The sequence below is a fragment of the Enterococcus sp. E4-150 genome (assembly GCF_035726465.1).
Lineage (GTDB): Bacteria > Bacillota > Bacilli > Lactobacillales > Enterococcaceae > Enterococcus_B > Enterococcus_B faecium.
On record NZ_JAPRGK010000002.1, the window covers coordinates 77,357 to 100,633 of the forward strand.

At 39.7% G+C, this 23,277-nt stretch carries 19 protein-coding genes; 3 read left to right on the plus strand and 16 right to left on the minus strand.

The features are described 5' to 3' along the window. Window positions 1-21: 21 nt before the first annotated feature. Entirely contained in the window at window positions 22-1,308 is a 1,287-nt protein-coding gene (locus OZ002_RS02450; protein WP_061605185.1) for an ABC transporter substrate-binding protein, read from the minus strand. Window positions 1,309-1,581: 273 nt separating this feature from the next. Here OZ002_RS02450 and OZ002_RS02455 point away from each other — a divergent pair, with 273 nt between their 5' ends. Together OZ002_RS02455 and OZ002_RS02460 are read left to right on the plus strand one after the other, a co-directional pair. Then, on the plus strand, window positions 1,582-3,090 hold the full coding sequence (locus OZ002_RS02455) for a response regulator transcription factor (RefSeq protein WP_002331422.1): 1,509 nt from the start codon (window positions 1,582-1,584) through the stop codon (window positions 3,088-3,090). Next, complete coding sequence (locus tag OZ002_RS02460; protein ID WP_058140184.1) at window positions 3,087-4,823, plus strand: cache domain-containing sensor histidine kinase; 1,737 nt, start codon at window positions 3,087-3,089, stop codon at window positions 4,821-4,823. The genes OZ002_RS02455 and OZ002_RS02460 overlap by 4 nt, the downstream gene beginning before the upstream one ends. A gap of 62 nt (window positions 4,824-4,885) precedes the next feature. On the opposite strand, the gene pheA is transcribed toward OZ002_RS02460, so the two are convergent. The 10 genes from pheA to OZ002_RS02510 all read right to left on the minus strand — a co-directional run bounded on the left by pheA (window position 4,886) and on the right by OZ002_RS02510 (window position 17,664). Next, window positions 4,886-5,722 (minus strand): prephenate dehydratase, encoded by an 837-nt coding sequence (gene pheA / locus OZ002_RS02465; RefSeq protein ID WP_081156643.1) that lies wholly within the window; start codon window positions 5,720-5,722, stop codon window positions 4,886-4,888. Continuing rightward, entirely contained in the window at window positions 5,719-6,228 is a 510-nt protein-coding gene (locus OZ002_RS02470; protein ID WP_156248977.1) for a shikimate kinase, read from the minus strand. Before OZ002_RS02470 ends, pheA begins: the two co-directional genes overlap by 4 nt. Then, window positions 6,221-7,516: a 3-phosphoshikimate 1-carboxyvinyltransferase gene (gene aroA, locus OZ002_RS02475; protein WP_220723360.1), complete on the minus strand. Its 1,296-nt coding sequence runs from the start codon at window positions 7,514-7,516 to the stop codon at window positions 6,221-6,223. Before aroA ends, OZ002_RS02470 begins: the two co-directional genes overlap by 8 nt. 12 nt (window positions 7,517-7,528) lie before the next feature. Next, window positions 7,529-8,620 (minus strand): prephenate dehydrogenase, encoded by a 1,092-nt coding sequence (locus OZ002_RS02480; RefSeq protein WP_002338786.1) that lies wholly within the window; start codon window positions 8,618-8,620, stop codon window positions 7,529-7,531. 16 nt (window positions 8,621-8,636) lie between these two features. Beyond that, entirely contained in the window at window positions 8,637-9,803 is a 1,167-nt protein-coding gene (gene aroC, locus OZ002_RS02485) for a chorismate synthase (RefSeq protein WP_049141764.1), read from the minus strand. Between the two features lies 1 nt (window position 9,804). After that, on the minus strand, window positions 9,805-10,869 hold the full coding sequence (aroB, locus tag OZ002_RS02490) for a 3-dehydroquinate synthase (RefSeq protein WP_002331428.1): 1,065 nt from the start codon (window positions 10,867-10,869) through the stop codon (window positions 9,805-9,807). Window positions 10,870-10,901: 32 nt separating this feature from the next. Then, window positions 10,902-11,924, minus strand: a complete 1,023-nt coding sequence (aroF, locus tag OZ002_RS02495; protein WP_002331429.1) for a 3-deoxy-7-phosphoheptulonate synthase — start codon at window positions 11,922-11,924, stop codon at window positions 10,902-10,904. A 658-nt stretch (window positions 11,925-12,582) separates the two neighbouring features. Next, entirely contained in the window at window positions 12,583-13,557 is a 975-nt protein-coding gene (locus OZ002_RS02500; RefSeq protein ID WP_002289516.1) for a beta-galactosidase small subunit, read from the minus strand. After that, complete coding sequence (locus tag OZ002_RS02505; RefSeq protein ID WP_002331430.1) at window positions 13,538-15,421, minus strand: glycoside hydrolase family 2 TIM barrel-domain containing protein; 1,884 nt, start codon at window positions 15,419-15,421, stop codon at window positions 13,538-13,540. The genes OZ002_RS02500 and OZ002_RS02505 overlap by 20 nt, the downstream gene beginning before the upstream one ends. Before the next feature lie 17 nt (window positions 15,422-15,438). After that, window positions 15,439-17,664: an alpha-galactosidase gene (locus tag OZ002_RS02510; RefSeq protein ID WP_156248974.1), complete on the minus strand. Its 2,226-nt coding sequence runs from the start codon at window positions 17,662-17,664 to the stop codon at window positions 15,439-15,441. A gap of 113 nt (window positions 17,665-17,777) precedes the next feature. Here OZ002_RS02510 and OZ002_RS02515 point away from each other — a divergent pair, with 113 nt between their 5' ends. After that, window positions 17,778-18,812, plus strand: a complete 1,035-nt coding sequence (locus OZ002_RS02515; protein WP_002331432.1) for a LacI family DNA-binding transcriptional regulator — start codon at window positions 17,778-17,780, stop codon at window positions 18,810-18,812. 67 nt (window positions 18,813-18,879) lie between these two features. Here the strand turns inward: OZ002_RS02515 and OZ002_RS02520 are convergent, their stop codons facing one another. The 5 genes from OZ002_RS02520 to OZ002_RS02540 form a co-directional block, all read right to left on the minus strand. After that, the gene (locus tag OZ002_RS02520) at window positions 18,880-19,893 is read right to left on the minus strand and encodes an alpha/beta hydrolase (protein ID WP_002331433.1); all 1,014 of its coding nucleotides are present in this window, start codon (window positions 19,891-19,893) and stop codon (window positions 18,880-18,882) included. A 77-nt stretch (window positions 19,894-19,970) separates the two neighbouring features. Then, complete coding sequence (locus OZ002_RS02525) at window positions 19,971-20,159, minus strand: hypothetical protein (protein ID WP_002288466.1); 189 nt, start codon at window positions 20,157-20,159, stop codon at window positions 19,971-19,973. Window positions 20,160-20,599: 440 nt separating this feature from the next. Beyond that, the gene (locus tag OZ002_RS02530; protein WP_002295229.1) at window positions 20,600-20,728 is read right to left on the minus strand and encodes a 30S ribosomal protein S9; all 129 of its coding nucleotides are present in this window, start codon (window positions 20,726-20,728) and stop codon (window positions 20,600-20,602) included. Window positions 20,729-20,730: 2 nt separating this feature from the next. Further along, window positions 20,731-22,104: a 23S rRNA (uracil(1939)-C(5))-methyltransferase RlmD gene (gene rlmD, locus OZ002_RS02535; RefSeq protein WP_002331434.1), complete on the minus strand. Its 1,374-nt coding sequence runs from the start codon at window positions 22,102-22,104 to the stop codon at window positions 20,731-20,733. Window positions 22,105-22,214: 110 nt separating this feature from the next. Next, window positions 22,215-23,270, minus strand: a complete 1,056-nt coding sequence (locus OZ002_RS02540; protein ID WP_002331435.1) for a diacylglycerol kinase — start codon at window positions 23,268-23,270, stop codon at window positions 22,215-22,217. Window positions 23,271-23,277 lie beyond the last annotated feature (7 nt).

Sequence of the window (23,277 nt, forward strand, 5' to 3'; positions counted from 1 at the left end):
AATTTGCTTTTTTATCACCAATCAATTAGCCAACTGTGCTTCTACTTGTTTTTGTGTATCTGCTAGTACCTTGTCTGTCTCTTCTCCATTGATGATTCGATGAAGAGCTTCGGCTACGACTGCTTCAATTGCATAGGTCTCATGTCCGTAATTCACTTCTGGAATTTCTGATGTCCATTTGGAAAAATCATCAAAGACCTTTTGGCCACTGTAAAATTCTGAAGTTTCTTGATAAGCTTCTTGTTCATTTGCACTAAGCATCGTAGACACCAGTCCGATTTCTTTCGCAAGAGTGCCCATCAGTTCTTCATTCGATGCAAACGTTGCTTCGAGGAAATCTTTCGCTGATTCTTCTCCAGCTACTCCTTTGAGCACATACCAGCCAGCTCCGCCAAGGTTAGAAGCTTGCGCTTTTTGTAAATTTTCTGGCAGTGCAGGTATTGGCGCAATCTTCCATTTTCCAGATTGGTCTTCTGCTCCTTGGATCGTTGAAGAATACCAAGCGCCAGTTGGGCTAGAAGCTACTGCTCCTGATTGTATCGCAGTTACTCCAGCATTCCAGTCAGAAGTTTGTTCGACTAAGTCTTCTTTCAAAAGAGTGGCAAATAATTCAAGACCATACTTTAAAGATGCATTGTCTTGGATCGTGACTGTCTCCCCATCTTTGGACGTATACCATTCTCCCGCCTGTTGCATAATCATTCTTACTCGACCAAGATCAGAAGGATTGACTTCAGCGATTTTCTTTCCTGTCTTTTCTTTGACATCTCGCGCTACTTGAATATACTCGTCCCACTTCAGATTCTCCATATCCTCTTCTGTATAGCCTGCTTCAGCCATCAGATCCGTACGATAGAAGTTTGCTGTTACGCCCGAATCGAAAGGAACACCGTATATTTTTTCTCCTACTTTGTTTACCGCAAATTTATACGGTGCAAAATGATCTTCCTTTACAATAGCAGACAAATCAGCGAATGCATCTGGATAAGAAGTCAAATAGCCTTGTATCCTATAATCTTCAATCAAGACGATATTGGGCAATCCTTCTGTATTCCCGCTTGCTAAAGCGGTGTTCAGTTTCTGAACGATATCATCCTGAGACATCGTAACAACTTCTATCTCTGTTTCTTCATTCTCATAAATTTTTTTTGCTTCATTCACTGCTTTGATATTGAATGTCTCATCCCACGCCCAGACAGTGACTTTTTCTTCGTTGTCTGCTGTGCTACTAGCACTTCCGCATCCTGTTAAGAAACCTGATGCTGCCGCTAAACAAACGACTCCAGCAATTAACTTTCTGATGTTCATTTTTATCCGCTCCTTTTCCATCCATTAGTTGTTTATGTTTGCTACATTCATCATACCAAAATTTGAAAACGGTTTCTTTGTTATCCAGATACTTCAAAAATTTCTCCTAAAATAATAAAAAAATACAAATCAACTATGACAAAAGGAATAATCTTAGCATCTAGACCAAAGATCGAAAGGGCGGAGGTTTCTTTAAAATAAAAATATCCTTGCATTTTCTCCTAGAAATAAGTATTTTTAAATTACAAGACTATTCTTAAGGCGGGTAAAAAAATGCCAATACGCGTAATTCTTATCGATGATGAACAGACGATTTTAGACGGAATGAAACAGTTGATCAATTGGTCTGAGCACGGGTTTCAATTAATAGGAACTTTTTCCAGCCCATTGAAAGCGCTTGACTTTTCTTTGGCACATGCAATCGATATCGTGGTCACAGATGTAATGATGCCTGAATTAAATGGAATCGAATTATCGCGGCTATTAAAACAGCAACAACCTGAAACACAGATTCTTATCCTCTCTAGCTATGATGAATTTGATATGGTTAAAGATTCTTTTAAAGAAGGCGTCGCTGATTATCTTTTAAAGCCTCGATTGAGTCCTGATTTTTTTCTCAATTCCTTAACTGCCGTTTCACAAAAAATCAAAAAAAAGCCCAACAAAAGCCCAATCACCAATCGTTATGAGCAGATCTGCGAGAATCTTTCACAGCAGATTGCTGGACAAACTCGTCCATTGCTTGACCCTCTTCTTTTTGAACACACCCTGTTTTTTCTGTTATATACCGAAAAACGGCCATTCAGTTTAAAACAAGGCTCTAAACAAAAACAGTCGATCACCCATTCATTGATGGATAGCGACGATTCGTTTACTATTTATCCTGTTTCTACCTTTTCGGAAGAATCCGGCTATGTAATCAATACTGATTCCAAAGATACACTTAGGAAGTTTGTTCAAAAGTTTCGTCAAGAAGTTTTTCCAGGTGATTTTTTTGTTGTTTCTGATTCTTTTGCAATCCAAGATATCAATGAAATATTCCAAGAGATCAGAAATTGCACCAAAGGACAACGTTTCTATCATAAGGGAAAGAACCTTGCTTATCAGCATGAACTTCTTCCGTTATTAACCAACCACGAGCAGCAAGCAAGTAGTTATTTAACAAAAATCGTTCATAAAGACTACGCTTTAGCTATCAAAGAACTTGAGAATTTCTTCACGACGATATTGGAACAGCCTATTGATCCAGCTTATTTGAAACATGAGGCAATCAATCGTTTCTATGCATTACTCAACGCTTTGGCTGACGAGCATGTTGGGAATGAAGAACTTTCTTTGCTCAAGATCGCCCTTCCTTCTTTATTAGCCGATGCTGAGTATTTCGAAGATTTTTCTATTCTTGTCAAAGAAACACTTGAGAAACTCACCCACTTTTCTGCAAATGCAAAAAAAGACAATTTCGATATCTTGACTTTGATCTACGAGTTCGTCCAGGAAAATTATGAGAAAGAAATCAATTTACAACTTCTATCCGAAAAATATCATTTTTCATATAGCTATCTTTCAGCCATCTTTACTGAAAAATTTGGCATCAACTTTTCAAAATATCTAAAAAAAGTCCGTATCAGTAAAGCCAAGCTCTTTTTAACGGAAACACGGCTTACTTTGACGGAAATCTGTGAGAAAGTCGGCTATACCGAACTGGGTTATTTCTCCAGAGTTTTTAAAGAAGAGACAGGAATGACACCTTCTCAATACCGTAAAGGAACTTTTGTAAAATGAGAAAAAAAATCAAAGAGCATGAACTCTTTACCAAACTTCTGTTCATTTTGTTCATCGGTCTTTTTCTGCAAGCCATCGTCATCTCTTTGTTTATTTATCATCGATCAAGGGATGCCTATATCCAGCTGTTCAATCAATCGAATGATGTGGTACTAAAAAAGATTCAATCTGAATTTGAAAGTTTGAATGATACAATCGAGAATACATTAGCCGCTTTTGATTCTAATCCAGCTGTCGAAAGCTATTTTTCCAATGATCCAGCCCAACATATGGAACAGCTTCAGCAACTAAGAACAATCCAAAAAATGAATGACTCTCTTTCAAAAATCCATCCAATGATCGATTACGATGTATTGATCTTTGGAGAAAATGGAAGAACTTTTGTCGGAAACGACATGCTCACTGCCGTATCTGCCGATTCTTTTTTTCAATCTGCGATTGCTCAGAGAGTGAATGAACGTGCTGCTGATACACAAATGCTTTTTGCACACCACGGATTGACTCTTCGCGATAAGAAAGCACCCAGCGTCTTCTTTGTCAAAAAACTGAAAAATACATTGAATCACGTTTACGGATATGCTGTTTTATCGATCTCATCCAAGCAACTAGCGAATCTTTTTCAATCTGTAGTAAATCCTGAGATATCGAAGATCTCCTTCATGAACGAAGAACAGACGATCATCGCATCAAATGAAGAAAATACACTTGGGAGCCGATCAATGATTTTCAAAAAACTAACAGTAGGTGAAACAACGATTTCAAATGGACAGCAGTTGACCCGTCTTCCTTTGTACCGCCAGGATTGTACATTACTCAGTCAAGTCGATCTTCATTCTTTGTCTAACCAAATGGGCGTGATTTTTCCGATTATTTTGTATAATATCGTGACACTTGCTTTTGCTGGCTCATTGGTATTTATGTATTTGGATCGACACACAAAATCGATCTACCGCTTGATTGATTCGCTAAAATGGCTAGAGGAAGATGGCTTAAAAGCTACTGTTCCTGTACAAGGAAGCCATGAAGTCCAATTGCTAGGGAATACGATCAATCAATTGCTAAGTAATGCGCAGCATCATTATGAACAGACGATCCAAGACGAAAAGAAGAAACGTTCGCTTGAAATCCAAACTATGCAAGCACAGATACAGCCCCATTTTATTTATAATACGCTGACTAGCTTGAAATTTTTGATTTGGCAGAAAAAAACAGATGAAGCAGTTCAAGGAATCGACAGTTTCATTACTTTACTAAGAAGTACGATTGGGAAAAAAGAAGAAGTGATTCCAGTCAAGGAAGAAATCAAAAGCGTACAAAGTTACATCGATCTTTTGAGTATGCGATATGGCGAAAGAATCTCGGCTAAAATAATGATTCCTGATGAACTGCAGTCATTATCTATGCCGAATATGATCCTTCAACCAATTATCGAAAACGCCTATCTTCATGCTTTTCACAATAAAACGCAAGGATTCATCACGGTGTACGGCAAAACAAAAAATCAGCTTCTTTTATTCGAAGTGATTGATAACGGCGATGGCTTCGATACTGAAAATACCAAACAAAAAAATGATCATTTTTCAGGAATCGGCATCAGCCATGTAGATGAGCGGATACGCCTAATGTATGGCGATGCATATGGCTTAACGATCCAATCAGTGATTGGGACAGGAACGACTGTAACGATTTGTCTACCGCTTCTTCCTAAAAATCAATCAGAATATCAAAAATAAAGAATAGCCAAGCGCTGATTTTTTTATTTTAAGTTAAATAAATCAATCAGTATTCTTGACTTTCATCTACGCGTCTCTTCTACTGTCAGCACTGGATAACAGCCCAATATTTGACTTTCTCCTCCGAGCATCTTGATTTCTTGGAGCGCATTCTCTACTAATGTCATTGGGCGGTCCAACAACAAATCGATCACGAAAAAATATTCTCCCAAGCTAGTTTTCAATGGTCGGGATTCAATCTTACTTAAGTTGATTTCCCGCCAGCCAAAAGCTGCCAGCATTTTATGAAGCATCCCTGGCCGATTAGCAGGTAGTGTCAAGATGACACTCATTTTTACTGGAGCTGACTGCTGGCTGGTCATCTTTCGGGCACCTACGATCCAAAAACGTGTCTGGTTCAACTCATTATCTTGGATATTCTCAGCTAAGATCTCCAATCCAACATGCTGTGCTGTTTCTAATGAAGCAATCGCTGCTGCGTCTTCTTTCGGATGTTCTGCTACATACATTGCTGCAGCAGTTGTTGATTCTGTTGCTACTAAAGGAACATTAGGATAATGCGTTTCTAAAAACTGTTGTGATTGTGCTAGTGCTTGTGGATGTGAAAGGATTTTTGTAATCTTTGTTGCTGGATTGCCTAAAAGCTGCTGCTTGATAGGAAGAACGATTTCACTTTTAACTTCGACTTCTGGATGTTTGGAAAGAAGATCGATTGTGTGATGAACAGATCCTTCCAATGAATTCTCTACAGGAACGACAGCCAGATCGACTTGTTTGCGAAACAAAGCGCGCAAACAAGCAGGGATGGAAGCATACGCAGTCAATTGTTCTGTAGGAAATAGCTGACAAGCCGCCTGATAAGTGAATGAACTTTCTGGCCCTAGATAGCTGACGTTCATATGCTTTTGATCCTTTCTATAATGGTATCGATGATCTTTTCTGGTGTTTGATTGGTCGTGTTGATTCGATGTGTCGCACTTTCTTCATACCAAGAAAGTCGTTGTGCCAATAATGCTTTTATTTCTTCTCTTGTTTTTCCAAGAGCTAAAGGTCGAATAGACGTTTCATCTTGTTGGATACGATCAACTAGACAGTCCGCTTCTGCCTCTAAGTAAAGAACAATCGGCTGTGTTTTTAAAAAACGCCGATTTTCTGCACTTTGGACAATCCCTCCACCAGTCGCGATAATTTTGTCTTCATTTGACAGATTTCTTAAAATATCTGACTCCACTTTTCGAAAGCTTTTTTCACCGTAATAGTGAAAATATTCGGCAATCGACAATTGGATATGTTCCTCAATCTTTGTATCTAAATCTACATACTCTTTTTGTAAACGTTGAGCTAACCCTTTACCGATTGTTGTTTTTCCAGCGCCCATGAAACCAATCAGCAAAATGCTAGCCATGAGCTTCTCCTCCTGACACAAGTTCTGCTAAATCGTCAAAAAATGCCGGATAAGAGATTGAAACAGCTTCAGCTCCTTCTAGTTCGCAAGGTCCATCAGCTATCAAAGCAGCTACTTGCAGCATCATACCGATTCGATGATCGCCTCTGCTGGACACTTTTGCGCCATGCAGAGGTGTCGGCCCATGGATGATCAGACCGTCTGCTGTCGCTTTTATCTTTGCTCCCATTTTCTGTAATTCTTCTGCCACCGCATCAATTCTGTTGGTTTCTTTTACTTTTAATTCTTCTGCGTCTTTGATGATCGTGATTCCTTCTGCTTGAGTAGCCACTAAAGCTAGAATGGGCAATTCATCAATCAGACGTGGAATGATTTCTCCACCAATCGTTGCTTTCTTCAAATGACTCGTCTTGACACTTAAATCAGCCGATTGGTTCTGTTCATTGTGATTCGTCTGGGTAATCGCTGCGCCCATCTCCTCCAACACATCTAAGATACCGGTTCTTGTTGGATTGACCCCGACATTTTTTAACAACAGTTGGCTTTCCGGAACAAGAAGCCCTGCTGCTAGAAAGAAAGCAGCCGATGAAATATCGCCTGGAACAGTTATCTGTTGACCAGTTAATTTTTGTGGTCCTGTTACCGTGATTGTTTTACCTTCTACTGAGATCCTTCCGCCAAATTGACGAATCATTTCTTCCGTATGGTTACGGGAACGTTCTTTCTCAACGATTACGGATGTACCTTCTGCTTGTAGTGCCGCAAACAGCAAAGCAGATTTGACTTGCGCACTGGCTACAGGCATATTGTATCGGATAGGTGATAAAGAGTTGGTTCCTGTCACAGTGATTGGTAGATACTGCTCATTCTCTTTTCCTTGCAAGTCAGCGCCCATCTCGCGTAAAGGTTCCATCACTCGCCCCATTGGACGTTTAGACAACGAAGCATCCCCGAACAGAGTAGTCGTAAAAGGCTGTCCAGCCAAAATACCCATCAATAAACGTATGGTCGTACCGGAGTTTCCCATGTCGATTGATTCGGTTGGTTGGACAAATGAGTGGCTACCGCGACCATGAATCTTGATCATCTCTTCCTCTTCTTCGATTTCAACGCCTAATTGCTGGAAGGCATGTAAAGTACTCAGACAATCTGCTGCGCGCAAAAAATTTTGTATAGTCGTCGTTCCTTCCGCAATTGCCCCAAACATGATGCTGCGATGAGAAATTGATTTGTCTGCTGGTATCCTAACAGTTCCTCTTAATCCATGTATTTGTTGTAATAATTGCATTTATCCAGCCTCCTATTTGATCCAGCAATGATAACTGGTATTAGACATAATGATTCTTTTTGCTTGTAACAAATCCTGTTGGTTTTTAAAACTGATTTGCAGTATTCCTAAAATATCTTCCCTGGTCTCTTGGATCTTCAAATTAATCAAAGAAACTCCCGCTTTTCCGATCAGTCCAGTTACTTCTGCAATCACGCCAGGTTCATCTGGCACATCGATAAATAAATCAAAAAAGGCGGGAATCGCGCCTTGCTTATGGATAGGCAACTGGTCTCGACTTTCTTTTGCTCGATTGAAAAAAGAAAAGATTTCCGATTGGTTCTCAGTCATGATCCATTCTGCTATTTGTGCCATTTCTTGCTGCCAATCCGCCAATCGTTCCAATAATATCTGCTTATTGCTCAACAAAATATCTGTCCACATAACAGGATCCGAGGAAGCGATCCTAGTGATATCTCGAAAGCCTCCTGCTGCCAGTTGTTTGGCTCGCGGATACTCTTGATTGAATTGTTCTGCCTGATTGACTAAGCCAGCTGCCAGAATATGTGGAAAATGACTTAGCATTCCTGTTATACGGTCATGTTCTCTTGCTGTAAGAGTTACATATTTTGCTTTGGTTCCGCAAAATAGTTCTTGCAGTTTTTCAACATCTTTTTTCGTCTTCTCCAAAGGTGTAAAGATGTAATAGGCATTTTCAAATAGTTTAGCATCTGCTGCCTGTATACCTGATTTATGAGAACCAGCCATTGGATGTCCACCGACAAACCGAAGATTTTTCTGCTCAGCGGATGTCACGACTTGCTGCTTCGTACTGCTGACATCCGTAATGATGACGTGATCAGACAAGTTGATTCTTTCAAGGACATCAAGATAAGCTAAGGTTGTACGGACGGGAACGGCTAATAAGATAACGTCTGCTTGTTCTGCACCTGTTTCAAAATCATTTGCAACGTAATCAACGATCTGCTGTTCTACTGCTTGCTCACGGGTTTTTGACTGACTATCCCAACCAACTACTATCAGTTCTGGATTGGTCTGACGAATACAAAGTGCCATAGAAGCACCAATCAGTCCAAGCCCCACGATAAAAACATGTTGTGCCATCTTATTTGCCCCCTTTTTAATAATGTTTCAAGTAGTCACGGTACTCCTTCACTGCAACTTTCAACTCAACAAGCGAATCACTTGGGAATTTTGACAATAGCTCTGTCGCTACCACAGTGGCTACAACATTTTCCGCAACGACGCTAGCTGCAGGAACTGCTGTACTATCCGAACGTTCTACACTTGCTTTGTAAGGTTCTTTTGTATCGATATCAACACTTTGAAGTGGCTTGTACAATGTAGGGATGGGTTTCATGACCCCGCGAATGACAAGTGGTTCGCCATTGGTCATTCCGCCTTCGAAGCCGCCTAGATTATTGGTACGTCGGAAATAGCCTCTTTCTTCTTCCCATAGGATCTCATCCATCACTTCTGAGCCTGGTAATGAACCAGAAGTGAATCCGACCCCAAATTCTACGCCTTTAAAAGCATTGATACTAACCACAGCTTGTGCAATTTTGGCATCTAGCTTCGTGTCCCATTGTACGTAGCTTCCTAATCCAGCTGGAACACCTCCAACGAGCACTTCTACAATTCCTCCGATCGTATCTCCATTTTTCTTTGTCTGATCGATCAAATCTTTTATTCTTTGCTCAACTGCTGGATCAACAACTCGTACTTCTGACGCTTCAGAAATTTCTTTGATTTCTTGAATCGAGATATTTCCAGGTATTTCTGCTTGGATTCCACCAAGACAAATCACGTGTCCTGCTACGATGATGTCAAGTTCTTCCAGAATTTTCTTGGCAATTGCGCCGATTGCTACACGCATGGTCGTCTCTCTTGCAGAGGACCGTTCAAGCACATTCCGAAGATCTCGATGATGGTATTTCATACCGCCTACCAAATCCGCGTGTCCTGGACGCGGACGTGCAACTCGCCGCAGTGATTGGTCTTTTTCAGGCACTTCTGCTACAGACATGACAGTTGTCCAATTTTTCCAATCTTTATTTTCTACCACTAAAGTGACAGGTGAACCAATTGTTTTGCCGTGACGGATGCCAGACGTAATCCGAACACGATCTTTTTCGATCTTCATCCTTCCTCCTCTGCCGTAACCAGCTTGTCTGCGAGCGAGTTCATAATTGATTTCTTCTTCTGACAGAGGTAATCCTGCTGGTAGTCCTTCAATAATCGCTGTTAATTCTGGTCCATGGGATTCTCCCGCAGTCATATAACGCATCTTACAGTCCTCCTAAGTAATCTTTGAATGTCTCTGTGGGAACAGGAACGATTTTTGCTTGCCCAATCTTTTCTAGTAAGATGATATTCAATTGGCTTCCTCTTGCTTTCTTATCATGGGTTATCGCGTGGAATAATTCATCTGGATGACTTAGATCGTACGTAATCGGCAGATGGAATTTTTGAAGTATCCTTTCTAAAGCAGCTGTCGATCCAGTTGGAGACAAGCCGATTTTTTCTGCATGAGAAGTGATGGCTACCATTCCAATAGCTACTCCTTCTCCATGACTGACTACCCCATATCCTGCTGTATTTTCAATTGCATGGCCAATTGTATGACCAAAATTTAAAATAAGTCGATTTCCTTGGTCAAAGACATCTTCTTCCACTACTTTTCGTTTGATTTCCAACGTAGCAGTAATGATTGGAACAGCATGTTCCAGAAGATCTTTTTCGTCTTTCAGCTCGTTCAGCTGTTTCCAAAGCGTTGCATCTGCTATAGCTGCTGATTTGATGATTTCAGCGATTCCTTCTCGTAAACGACGTACCGGCAAAGTTTTTAGAACCTCAGGATCAATCAATACACCAGCTGGCTGACTAAATGTTCCGACAAGGTTTTTCGCTTTGTTTGTATTGACTGCTGTCTTCCCGCCAATACTAGAATCTACTTGTGCAAGTAGCGTAGTCGGAATTTGAACGAAATGGATCCCACGCATGAACGTCGAGGCCACGAATGCGGCTAGATCACCCACCATTCCTCCACCAAGTGCAATTATCCCATCGCTGCGGGTAAAATCATTATCTGCTAAAAAATCGTATAACTCAGCTGCTTGTTCTAAAGATTTACTGGTCTCACCCGCCGGTACGATTGAAAGGACTGGTTCAAAATTAGCTTGTCTCAATTGGAACATGATTTTTTCTGCATATAGTGGAGCAACGTTTGTATCAGTGATCACAGCTACTTTTTGAGGTCTCCAAATCGTTTGAAGCCATGATCCAGCCTGTTCTAGTGCGCCTTTTTCAATATGAATATCGTATTTTTGGTTATCAACATGTACAGTAAGCATTCGTTTCACTTCTTTCTTTTAAAAAGCTGGAATTAATCGAGTGTCTGAATCTTTTCCATTGCTTCTTTCATGATCGTAACTTCTTTCATCATGCGTGAGTAAGTCTTTTCATTCAACGATTGGGGACCGTCTGACCAAGCATTTGCAGGATCAGGATGGATCTCTACGATCATGCCATCTGCTCCGCTTGCCACACCCGCACGAGCCATTGGTGGTACAAGTTCCCAAATTCCTGTACCATGACTTGGATCAACAATCACAGGGAAATGAGTTAATTTTTTCATCAATGGGACAGCACTTAAATCAAACGTATTACGTGTCGCTGTTTCGTAAGTCCGAATCCCACGTTCGATAAAAATGACAGGAGATTTGTCTTCGACTGCAATGTATTCTGCAGCATTAAGCCATTCATTGATCGTACCGGAAATTCCACGTTTCAATCCAACAGGTTTACCTGTTTTACCGACAGCAGATAGCAGTTTAAAATTTTGCATATTACGTGCGCCAATCTGTAGGATATCGCTGTACTCAGCCACCATGTCGATATGCCCTTCATCCATCACTTCAGTAATCACTTTCATTCCAAATTCATCAGCCGCTTGACGGATGTATTTCAATCCTTCTTCTTCTAAACCTTGGAAAGCATATGGAGAAGTACGTGGTTTGAAGGCACCACCTCGCAGAATTTTTGCGCCCCCGGCTTTGGCCATTCGCGCACATTCTCTGATTTGGTCTAATCCTTCGATAGAACAAGGACCAGCCATCGTCACGAAACTGCCGTCACCAATTTTTACTCCGTCTACATCCACGACTGTATTGCCAGGATGGAATTCTCGAGAAGTCAATTTGTATGTGTTTAAAATACGCACAGCATTTTCTACTCCTTCATAGCGTGTAAATGCTCCTTCTTGTAAACTTCGCGTATCACCTTTTAGTCCAATCACTACTCGTTCTGTTCCTTGATCGATTGAGACTTTGAATCCTTCTTTTTCGATATGATCGACGACTTTTTTTATTTGTTCTTCCGTTGCTTCTTTTTTCATAATTACTATCATTGTTTTTCCCGCTTTCTTTTGTTTACTTATCTATCTTGGCTGATTTTCTCTACTTTTTCAAGGTGGTTTTACATTAATTCCTACTAAATGACCGTGTCCTGTTGTTCTCATTTTCGCTCCTTCTTTCCTACTTATGACCCAGATAATCAACAAAAAAAGATGTCCCTGTAGGAAATTGCCTCTACAGTGAACATCTTCAACGAGCCTTAAAAAGCGCTGCAAAAATATAAAATAGCCACTATAGATGAATTTCTCTACGTGGCTGTAAGTCGTGTTTAAAAATCTTTAGCCATCATAGATACAAACCTGGTTTGTTTGTACCCACGAAGTTATGAATACAAACCTATCTAAAATAGCTAAAGTAATACGTATTCAGTTTTGTAAGTTTTCTAGATTTCATAAAAAATCGCTCCAAACTGATGTAAGAATTGTACCTAGTATAGACATAAAAAAATCGACTGTCAATCATTTTTATGAAACTTTTTTTAATTTTCTGATAGTTAACTTTGTTTTTCAGAAAAATAACAATTGGTTTTATTGAAGAAAATAGTCATGAACAAAAGTATCTGAGAACTTTTTTACTCTCTTGTTCATGACATATAGAATAAAGCAGCTTTGTCTTGTAAACTCCGTTTTTCAAATAATAATCTAAAGATTGCTACTGAATAATAAAGCCGATTTCATGGTCCTCTTCGCTGCTGATTCGGTAAGGTGACTCAACATCCGCTCCCCAGCTATTGATACCCCCGACTCCTCTTACTTTTGCAAAAATCGTAAGAACCGTTCGTCTTTCTGGCGGTAGTTCTTCTATATGTGTTGCCTGTTCCAGTTCTTCTGCTTTGAATGGTAAAGCGGAAAAAGCAAATGGCGTATCCTGCTGTTCAAATCGCAACGAAAAATCTTCTTGATCTTTATCCGTATTATCCAACGTTTGATTTCTTGTTAGTTCTACCCATTTCGTTTCCATATGCATGCCGCATTCTTGGGGAACAAGGTATGGGGAAACGGGGAGTCCTGCCACTTTATAAATACCTTCGACACCACCAGCCATCCGATCCGGATATGTTTCCCCTGATAGGCCTTCATACTCAAAAAATTTTGCTTTCGTTGGCATAATGAACCTTAAACCCAATGCGGGTAATTCCGGTAATCCTTTTTGTCCATAATAATGCATATTGACAAGCATTTTACCCTCTCCAGCGATTTGGTAGGAAATTGTCACTTGGGTTTTTGGTACTGTGTTGATTTCCAGTGTAAAAATGATTTCAACCGTTTCAGCGTATTCATTACTTGAATATTGATTATTTACTGGAGCAATCGGCAAATCGATCTTTTTATTGTCCACCAGTACTTCTATTTCTTTGACTTTTGGATACAATCCGGCTCCTAACCACATACCGGATTTAAATCCAAATCCGCTACCTCTGTCATTATCGGTCGTTGCTCGCCAAAAAACTGGAAGTGTTTCCCGGTATAGCCATTCTTTTCCGTTTTTATTGAGCGATTCCAGTCCGCCTCTTGTATAAGAAAAAATATAATGCGTATTTCCCGATTTGACACCTAATGTACAGTCGCCGAAGACGATTGCAACTTTTTCCGTATCCATATGACTTTTATTTACTGTATTTTTCATAATAATATCTTACCTCCTGCATGGCGGGTTTTTCTTGTCCATCTGCAAAAACGATTCCATTCCCTGAGAATTCATAGTCACTTGGTTTATCGTCAAAGTCACCGCCATAGCGCATCACTTCTCTACCAGTGATTGGATCAGTCACTTGGATCGCCTGATCTTTAAAATCCCATATATAGCCTCCTTGGTACATTTCATAACGATCAAGCAACGTCATGTAAGAATCCATTCCACCTAACGAATTCCCCATGTCATGCATGTATTCACATAAGATGAACGGTTTTTCCGCTTTATTTTCAAGGTAGTCAATGATCTCTTCTGGTGGCGCATACATGCAGCTTTTTACATCTGAAATCGAATCTTCGAATGCTGGATTTGGAAAATTCCCTTCATAATGGACAAGTCGATCGGGGTCTACTTTTTTGAAGTAATCGTTCATTTGTCGAATGTTTTCTTCCGCATAAGATTCATTTCCAAGAGACCAAAAAAGAATACTTGGATGGTTTTTTAATGTTTCGAAATTCGTTTTTGCTCGATCAAGAACAGCCGCCTGCCACTGAGGTACTGCACCTGGTACGTTGTAAGAAGGCTCAAATGCGCCCATTTTTTGCCATGAGCCATGGGATTCGAGGTTCGTTTCCGCCATCACATGGATCCCTGCTTGGTCGCATAAATAATACCAAGTGATCTGGTTGGGGTAATGAGATGTCCGTACGCCGTTGATCTTTGCATTTTTTATGATAGCCAAATCTTTTTCCATATCTTCTATAGTGATGGCGCGTCCTTTTTTCGGATGCCACTCATGTCGATTTACCCCGTTGATAATCATCCGTTTTCCATTGAAGTATATGATTTTATCTTTGATTTCGATTTTACGAAAACCGAAGGAATACTCAATATATTCTGTTACTCTTTTTTCTTCGTCTATCGTCTCCAATTCAAGCTTATATAAATTGGGCTGAAAATGCCCCCACAGTGCCACATTTTCAAATCCATCGATGCGAATCGTCATTTGCTCTTTTAACGGATATTGCTGTTGATAGATTTCCTTCCCATCAGGATCTAGTATCGCTACATTCAGCTGACTGTTTTTGGCTACTTGCTCAAAAGACAAATCTACTTCAAGTTTGCCATTTTGACATTTGTCATCTAAGCGAGGTTTGATCCAAAGATCTTCTAAATGGTTTTGTCCTCGAGCAACTAAGAAGACATCTCTGAAGATCCCAAAAAATCGGAAAAAGTCCTGATCTTCCAAGAATGCAGCTGTACTTCTTTTGTAAACCTCCACAGCTAGAATATTTTCTTCTTCCAAATAAGATGTTAAATCAAATTCAGACGGAGTGAACGAATCTTCGGCATACCCGATAAAATGACCATTCAACCAAATAAACATTGCTTGTTCTACACCAGCAAAATGAATCGAGATTTGTTTTCCCTTTAGACCTTCTTCTAATCGAAAAGTCGTCAAATACGAACCAACCGGATTGTCTTTAGCAGCTGAAAAGATCCCTTCCGCCTCTTTCTCAGGGCTTGTCGTGAAAGGGGGACGGCGAAATACATGTCCCTCCCACGGATACATCGTATTGATGTAATGGATCTTGTCATAATTTGCTAATTCAATATGACTAGGAACAGTGATTTCATCAAAAGAACAGGCATCAAAATCTTTTTTATAAAATGTTTTTGGTCGTACCGAAGGATTTGGCGAATAACAAAAACGCCATGATCCATTTAAAGACTGTTTAAGGGAGGATGTGGTTTCTACTTCTTCCCTTGTTGCATAGCAAACATGATCGCTATGTGCATTTGATTGGTTCACTCTAAAAACTTGTGGATCATCTAACCATTTTATATTTGCTTTCATACTTTTTTCCTTCTCTCTCATAACTTTTTGAAATGAAGCAGTTCTGTTTGGAAATCACCTTGAAAATCGGGGAAGTAAAGTCCAACTGTCATCAATTCGGCCCCCGAAAATATCCGCTTCGAGGTCTGTTCCTGATAAAGTGCCTCATCATCTAACCCCATCAGATATACTTCATGGAATGCTGGTTGAGCTGAAGCTAGTATCCTCCCTAAAAACACAATAGCTTCATCTTGTTTAGGAGACACAAACATCCATGCGGCAATATTTTCTTCAAAAGGACTCGCCAAACGATAATAATGGCCATACTGGATCACCGGACGAATCGTTTGATAGGATATAATTTGGTCTTTGACTTGCTTTTTTTCTTCAGGAGACAGCTTTGTCAAATCCAGTTCATAACCAAAAACAGCGCTCATAGCTGTTTCTCCTCTTGTTTTCAACGAAGTAGATCTGTCGGTCTGATGATTTGGTACAGCTGATACATGAGCTGTGATGGACGAAATCGGATAAGCAAGGCTTGTTCCATATTGGATTTTCATACGCTCCACTGCATCCGTGTTATCACTTGTCCATGACTGCGGCATATAATAAATAAACCCGGCATCAAACCGTCCACCTCCACCAGAACAGCCTTCCCATAAGATTTCCGGATAATCAGTTGTCAAATGTTCAAGTAGTTCATAAAGCCCGAGCATATAACGATGCGCTACTTCTCCTTGTCTCTGTGGGTCAAGGGTAATCGAATAGGCATCTGAAAGCGAACGGTTCATATCCCATTTGATGTAGTCAAGAGGAATCGTATCTAAAATCTTTCTCATTTGTTTCTCAATCGTCTGCCGAACATCTAACCTTGTAAAATCCAGTACATGTTGTGATCTGGAAGCAGAAGGCATTCTACCTGGCTCCTGCATAAGAAAATCAGAATGTGTTCGATACAGTTCAGAATCAACCGAGATCATTTCAGGTTCAAACCATAAACCAAATTTCAACCCTTTGCTATGAGCATAATCTGCTATTTCACGTAATCCATTTGTCAACTTGCCTTCATACTCGAACCAGTCTCCTAATGAAGAATTGTCCGTATCTCTTTTTCCAAACCAGCCATCATCTAATACGAACATTTCGATGCCTAGCTCCTTTGCTTCATCAATGATCGCCTTGATTTTTTCACTATTGAAGTCAAAGTAAGTGGCTTCCCAGTTATTGACCAGAATCGGCCGTTCAGCAAATTGATGACGACCTCTTGCGATTCTTTCACGTAGCAACTCATGGTGGATCTGACTCATTTTGTTCAATCCCTGACTTGAGTAAGAAAGGATCATTTCAGGTGTTTGAAAAGACTGGCCTGCATTCAATTCCCACGAAAAACGATGGCTGTTGATCCCACCGACGACTCTCAATTGATTGATTTGATCTTTTTCAAGTTCGAAAGAATGGTTGCCGGAATAAACAAATTGAAGTCCGATCGCTTCTCCAGTATTTTCTGTCGTATGATGATGAACTAAAGCAATAAAGTTATTCATATGGTGACTGCTCGTTCCTCGACGGCTTTCAAATACTTTTGTTCCAGATAAAACAGATTGCCGTGAAATCTGTCTTTCATTGACATGTGCTCCTGGCAAAGCAATGACTTCATCAAATCGCCTAGTATGGGCAAAGTCTAGCTGGAAACTAGCTGCTTTTTCTAGTTTGATTGTTTCTCCGGTTTCATTTCTTATCTTTACAGATCGTGTGATCACTGCCCTATCAGTAAATATGGTATAGAACAAATCGAAATAAATCGCTGTTTCTCTATCCTTAAGTGAAATCACCAACGTTTGTGCCTCTGACTTGTCCATCACATAAGTTTGAGGCAAGCCTTCGATCTCTGGCTTCCCATCTGTAATATAATGGCTGTCATATCTCAGATCCAGTAAGTCTGACCCATTCTTGCGCTGAATGATCGATGCGGGCGTTCGAAAGTCCATGCTGCCATGAGAAGAGTATTCTTGCGGTAGTGTATCTTTCGACAGAGACCGGTCAGGATTTAAGGGAACATTTCCTGAAAATCCACGATCTCTTCGGGGATAATTTTTATTGTCTTTGTACTGCTTGACTGGTTTGCCAAAATAAATATGCGCCAATACATTGCTCTCTTCTATCTTTATCAGATAAGAAAGAAATGTATTTCGTAAATGGAAGACTCGGCTCTTTTCATCAAATAAGATGAAATTTTTTTCTGTTTTTCTATGCGTAATATCCATCATTTCACTCCCATCAAAACGGAAACCGTTTACTTTTTTTTATAATTCCTGTATACTGTTTACTAAACAATTTTGTCAATAAAAATTTTTATTTTTTTGAGGAGTGTGTAAAAATGGTTGGAATTAGAGATGTCGCACGAAAGGCAAATGTCTCTCCTGCTACAGTTTCCCGCGTGTTGAATAACGATCAGACGATCCATGTGGCTCAGGCTACTCGGCAACGGATAGTAGAGGCAGCTGCTGCGTTGGATTATGACATCAGTACTCGTAAATATATCAAAAAGAGAATGCCTTCGATTGGTGTGATCTCTACGATCGGCAAAGCGAGCGAAGAACAGGATATCTATTACAAACATTTGCGAGTAGGAATGGAAGAAGAAGCTCGACGTCTGCATTTAGGGATGAATCGAATCTATAATCTATCTGATAATCCTAAACAATGGGAAGATCTAGATCAGTTAGGTGCGGTGATCGTTGTTGGGACTGTTACGAAAGAATCGATTACCGCCTTGTTAAAACAAAACATGCAAATAGTCGTCGTGGATAACCCTGACATCCAGCAAGAGGTCGATATGGTGTATGCAGATCTTGAACGGATGACTAAAACCGTACTGGAATTGTTCTTAGAAAATGGTCATAAAAGAATAGCCTATATCGGGGGATATAAAGTCGATATGGATGAATTCGGTGGGAAGCAGATTTCTATAAATGAAAAGAGGATGCGTGCCTATCAGCATTTTATGATCGATCATCACTTAGAAAAATATATGTCTTATCATCTAGGTGGCTGGACAGAAAAACAAGGTGAGGTACTTGCGACTGATCTATTAGAAAATGAATCCCCTCTTCCTACTGCCATTCTTGTCGGGAGCGATCCAATGGCAATCGGTGTCTATCGGGCATTGAAGCAAAAAAACATCCAAATTGGAGAAGAGATTGTTGTAGCAAGCTTCGATAATATCGAGACAATTGCAAATCTCTCCCCTGGCTTGACCAGTGTTCAAATCAATGCGAAATCAATTGGGCAAGCAGCTGTTCGAATGGCATTGGAGCGAATTGACGGTATACGGGACGAACCAATCATTTTGACTTATCCTGCACGATTGATTGTTAGGGAAAGTTTTATCCCAAGAACAAAAAGGTATTGAAAGAGAGGTTGTGAAAAAGCCGCTTAGTTTCTTCATACTCAAAACTAAACGGCAGGATCACAGCCTCTTACTTATACTTATTCACAAAATACAATGTCTGCTGGTAACAATTTTGCGATTCTTTTAACGTGTAATCAAATTGGTATTCATGAGTAATCTCTTTTTTTGTATCTGTATAAAACAAGGATTGTACGGGTACTTTTAATTCTGTCAATCGGTTTTCTAATGCTTGACCTTGTTCTTGGAATGAGTAAGCATTTCCGTCAGTTATATACGTTGGCGGAAATTCCTTAGAAACATGGTCAGCCACACTGGCTTCTTTCAATTGCTCACTCGTTTTCCAATCTTTTGTTCCAATCAACGACCACGCAACGGTTTTGACGAAAAACTTCATAAATCGATCATCCGAATGCTGCTGTGCTGTTAGCTTCAAATCAACAGGTCCGCAATAAGAAATGGTTCCTTTCAGACTATCTTTTGGAAGTAGCTGTTTGATTTTCATTTGTTTAGCATACGCATCATTCGTTTGTATAGCTGCATATTGCAATGCGATTTGTGAACCTGCACTATCTCCACCAAAAAATAATTGTTCCATGTCTAGCAATTTGTCGTCTTTTTCTTCAGCTAATAAATCTTTGATCAGTTCATTCACTTGAAGAACTTGATTAGGGTATTCTGAATCAGGCGCTAATTCATAATTCATCGCAACCACTGCGATGTTGGCGTCTGAAACTAATTTTGTCGCAAATTCTTTGACACCCGATTTATCTCCGCCGACGAATCCTCCACCATGTACCCAAAATAGAACAGGAACAGGCCCCTTGCTGTTTTTTGGATAGTAGATGTCATAAGTATTCTCTTTATACTTGGACTCATACGTCAAATCTGTTTTTTTCGCCACGTTTTTTTCTGCTTGATCGAACGTTTTTTTATCAGTGATTTGAACAGTATTTGAAAACATATGGTTGATCAAGAATGCTCCAGGTCTGGGGGAAAGCTGGAAGGCAAGAAAGATTGCAAACGCGATCCCAAGAATGATTCCGAAGAACCATCCGATAAATTTAAGAATTTTCTTTTTCATAAGGCTCCCTCAGTAGTTAGTATTAAGCATTCTGATTATACCATAGTGTTATTTCCTATCAAGCTCTCCTAGATGATTTAATGATTTTCCCCAAACTTCTTCTGCAATGCTTTTGACAAAAGAAATTTTTTCCATTGTTCTTCAAACAAAACATTTTCTTCTTCTGTTGAAGCAAATCCACATTGAGGACTTAAGCACAAACGATCCAAAGGCAGATATCGTGTCGCTTCGTAGATCCGGTCAATCACTTGCTGGTGCTCTTCCATTTCGCCATTTTTCGTTGCAGTCAAAATCTAAGACAACTAATTTATCTTCAGAGAGTTTCTCTAAAAGAACAAAACTCCCAGCACGTTCACTATCGTATTCTAAATAATAGGCACGGACATTTTCTTGAGTAAAATAATGGGTCTGCTACGTCGTCATAACCCCCTGATGCCGCCCAAATCGAATAATAATTTCCGCGTCAAATATGTATATTTAGTGTTGAATCATTTGAGAATATGAAAATAAAAATCTTTTTGATCAATCAGTTAATCAAATTGAAATAACGAAAAATCTGAGACAGAATGACGTTCATTCTGACCCAGATTTGATTTTGCACAACTCATCAGTCCTTATTGGCAAATCGCCAAAATAATGTAGACTAACTAAAAAGACTAAGAAACAATAACAAAAGTTAACGCTCCTTAGTCTTTCTTTAGCACGTCTATTTATTAAAGATTTTAGGGCCTTTTCTCATGTTTTTACGATCATTCTTAGGTGTTTCCATTTGTTTGGATCGGCCTCCACCTTGTTTCTTTTTGATCAATTCTTTCATTTTTTCTTTTTGGTCCATTTTTATTCTCCTTTAACGAATGAAGCGACTAATTCGATATGATGGGTTTGCGGGAAAAGATCTACAGGCTGAACTTTCTTCACAACATAACCTGCTTCTGCAAATAACTTAGCATCTCTTGCAAAAGTTGCTGGATTACAAGAGATATAGACGATTCGTTCTGGTGACATTTCGATTGCTGATTCAATAAAATGATGATCTAATCCTTTACGTGGAGGGTCTACTACGATCACAGATGGTTTGACCCCTTTTTCTTGCCATTTTTTCATGACTTTTTCTGCTTTTCCGACTTCATAATGAACATTTTCGATTTTATTATTTAAGGCATTGAACTGTGCATCTTCAATTGCTTCTGGAATAACTTCCATCCCATATACCTTATCTACTCTGTCAGCTAGAGACAATCCGATTGTACCTATTCCTGAATAAGCATCGATCACAATGTCTTTTTTATCCAACTCGGCAAATTCGATGGCTGTTTGGTACAAATACTCTGCTTGTTGAGTATTTACTTGATAAAATGACTTCGCTGAGATTCGATAGGTTTTTCCTAATAGCTGATCTTCGATATAGTCTCTGCCATATAAAACTTTTTCTTTGTCTCCTAAAATCACATTTGTTTTTTCTTCATTGATATTTTGGATGACCGAAACCACTTCTGGCAATTCTTCATGAATGGCTTCAGCAATTTCCTTGGATTTAAAGAATTTTTCTTTACGAGTAACTAAAACGACCATCATTTCATGGGAATAATGACCACGACGGATAATGATGTGACGAAGCTGTCCTTCATTTTTTTCTTCATTATATCCTCGTACTTGGAACCGTTGCAAGATATCTCTGACTACTTTGATTGCTTGATCGATGACAGGATCTTGGATATAAAAATCTTCGATAGGGACTAGATCATGGCTATTCTTTTTGTAAAAACCGGTGACTAACTGTCCATCGATACGGCGAACAGGGATCTGTGCTTTATTACGGTAACCAAATGGTTCTGCCATTCCGACCGTTGGAAGTACAGGAACTTCTGGCATCTTAGCAATCTTCGCCATTACATGCTCTACTTGTTTTTGTTTGAAGACAAGCTGTTGTTCATACTTCAAATGGGCTAAAGGTGCGATACCTGTGCGAAGTAATGCATTGTTTTCTACAGGCTGACGATCAGGTGATTGTGTAATAAATGTTTCGACTTTTCCATATCCAAACTTATTGCCTGCTTTTACTACTAGTATTTCTACTTCTTCTCCAGGGAGTGCATTTTCGATAAATAATGGATAACCATCGATTTTTGCTACCCCCATTCCTTCATAACTCAAGTCGACGATTTCGACTGTATATCGTTCGTTTTTCTTTACTATTTGCTGTTCTGTCATATTTTGCTCCTTTAAGCCTATTTTTCAATCCTACTGAACTCTACTATAAATCAGCTAATTACACAACTAAAACCGGCACTGACCTTACTACGTTCAGCACCGGCTTTTGATTAATTCTTTTGATTAGGTGTTTCGTCTGCTATTTTTCCGTCACCGTCGATATCTTCATCCGTTAAACGTTCGACTTCTTTTACAAATTCTTTGCTAACAACCTCTAATTCTTCTTCATCTGTGCCTGTGATTGCTTCATCAGGAATCTGATCGGTATTGGCAAAGAACTCAATATGCTGATGAAGATTTCGGAAATGCATCGGTGCTTCCCCTCCATATTCACCATCTAAGTTGATCATTACTGGTCGATTGATATCATCTTCTGTTTCGACGAACAAACTGCTTGTTTTGGTATAGATTACTCTTGGATCATCGACATGACGACCGCCATTCAGCATGAGTGCCGCAATATGCAAGATCTCAAAGATATTTGCTGTCTTCACAATGATTAAAGAAAACTTCCCATCATCCAATTTGGCATCTGGCGCGATCTGTTCGAATCCTCCAACAGAGTTCGTCAGCCCTAGGAAAAACATCGAAGCATTTCCGATATATTCCCCTTCATCATACTTCAAGCGCATTTTGATGGGCTTTACTCGAGGGAGCATCTCTGCTCCTTTTGCAAGATAAGCAAGATAACCAAAAATACTCTTTAGTTCTGATGGAACTTCATAAGTCAATTCTGTCAAATAGCCACCTGCAGCGATATTGATGAAGTAACTGTTATCAGAAAGGCCGATGTCCATTTTTACGGTTTGGTGTTTTTTTATCACTTCTGCTGCTGCTTTAATATTATCTCTAGGAATTTTTAATGCTCGAGCATAGTCGTTCGTTGTACCAGCTGGGATGATGGCCATTTTAGGACGGTGTTCAAGCGGAGCGATTCCATTAACCACTTCGTTGATTGTGCCATCGCCACCAGCTGCCACTACTAGATCAAAACCTAGTTCTGCGACTCTACGTGCTTCATTCTTGGCTGAATCTGGTTCTGGTGTAGTTGCATAGGCGCTGGCTTCAAATCCTGCTTCTTCTAATGCCTGTAGGATATCCGCCAAATTTTTTTTCAATAATTCTTTTCCCGAGGTGGGGTTATAAATTACGCGTGCTTTTTTCATTTTCAGC

Bases quoted from the DNA above. Each gene is read 5' to 3' on its own strand.
- OZ002_RS02450 (WP_061605185.1), bottom strand. From the start codon at position 1,308: ATGAACATCAGAAAGTTAATTGCTGGAGTCGTTTGTTTAGCGGCAGCA.
- OZ002_RS02455 (WP_002331422.1), top strand. From the start codon at position 1,582: ATGCCAATACGCGTAATTCTTATCGATGATGAACAGACGATTTTAGAC.
- OZ002_RS02460 (WP_058140184.1), top strand. From the start codon at position 3,087: ATGAGAAAAAAAATCAAAGAGCATGAACTCTTTACCAAACTTCTGTTC.
- pheA (WP_081156643.1), bottom strand. From the start codon at position 5,722: ATGAACGTCAGCTATCTAGGGCCAGAAAGTTCATTCACTTATCAGGCG.
- OZ002_RS02470 (WP_156248977.1), bottom strand. From the start codon at position 6,228: ATGGCTAGCATTTTGCTGATTGGTTTCATGGGCGCTGGAAAAACAACA.
- aroA (WP_220723360.1), bottom strand. From the start codon at position 7,516: ATGCAATTATTACAACAAATACATGGATTAAGAGGAACTGTTAGGATA.
- OZ002_RS02480 (WP_002338786.1), bottom strand. From the start codon at position 8,620: ATGGCACAACATGTTTTTATCGTGGGGCTTGGACTGATTGGTGCTTCT.
- aroC (WP_049141764.1), bottom strand. From the start codon at position 9,803: ATGCGTTATATGACTGCGGGAGAATCCCATGGACCAGAATTAACAGCG.
- aroB (WP_002331428.1), bottom strand. From the start codon at position 10,869: ATGCTTACTGTACATGTTGATAACCAAAAATACGATATTCATATTGAA.
- aroF (WP_002331429.1), bottom strand. From the start codon at position 11,924: ATGATAGTAATTATGAAAAAAGAAGCAACGGAAGAACAAATAAAAAAA.
- OZ002_RS02500 (WP_002289516.1), bottom strand. From the start codon at position 13,557: ATGAAAAATACAGTAAATAAAAGTCATATGGATACGGAAAAAGTTGCA.
- OZ002_RS02505 (WP_002331430.1), bottom strand. From the start codon at position 15,421: ATGAAAGCAAATATAAAATGGTTAGATGATCCACAAGTTTTTAGAGTG.
- OZ002_RS02510 (WP_156248974.1), bottom strand. From the start codon at position 17,664: ATGGATATTACGCATAGAAAAACAGAAAAAAATTTCATCTTATTTGAT.
- OZ002_RS02515 (WP_002331432.1), top strand. From the start codon at position 17,778: ATGGTTGGAATTAGAGATGTCGCACGAAAGGCAAATGTCTCTCCTGCT.
- OZ002_RS02520 (WP_002331433.1), bottom strand. From the start codon at position 19,893: ATGAAAAAGAAAATTCTTAAATTTATCGGATGGTTCTTCGGAATCATT.
- OZ002_RS02525 (WP_002288466.1), bottom strand. From the start codon at position 20,159: ATGGAAGAGCACCAGCAAGTGATTGACCGGATCTACGAAGCGACACGA.
- OZ002_RS02530 (WP_002295229.1), bottom strand. From the start codon at position 20,728: ATGGACCAAAAAGAAAAAATGAAAGAATTGATCAAAAAGAAACAAGGT.
- rlmD (WP_002331434.1), bottom strand. From the start codon at position 22,104: ATGACAGAACAGCAAATAGTAAAGAAAAACGAACGATATACAGTCGAA.
- OZ002_RS02540 (WP_002331435.1), bottom strand. From the start codon at position 23,270: ATGAAAAAAGCACGCGTAATTTATAACCCCACCTCGGGAAAAGAATTA.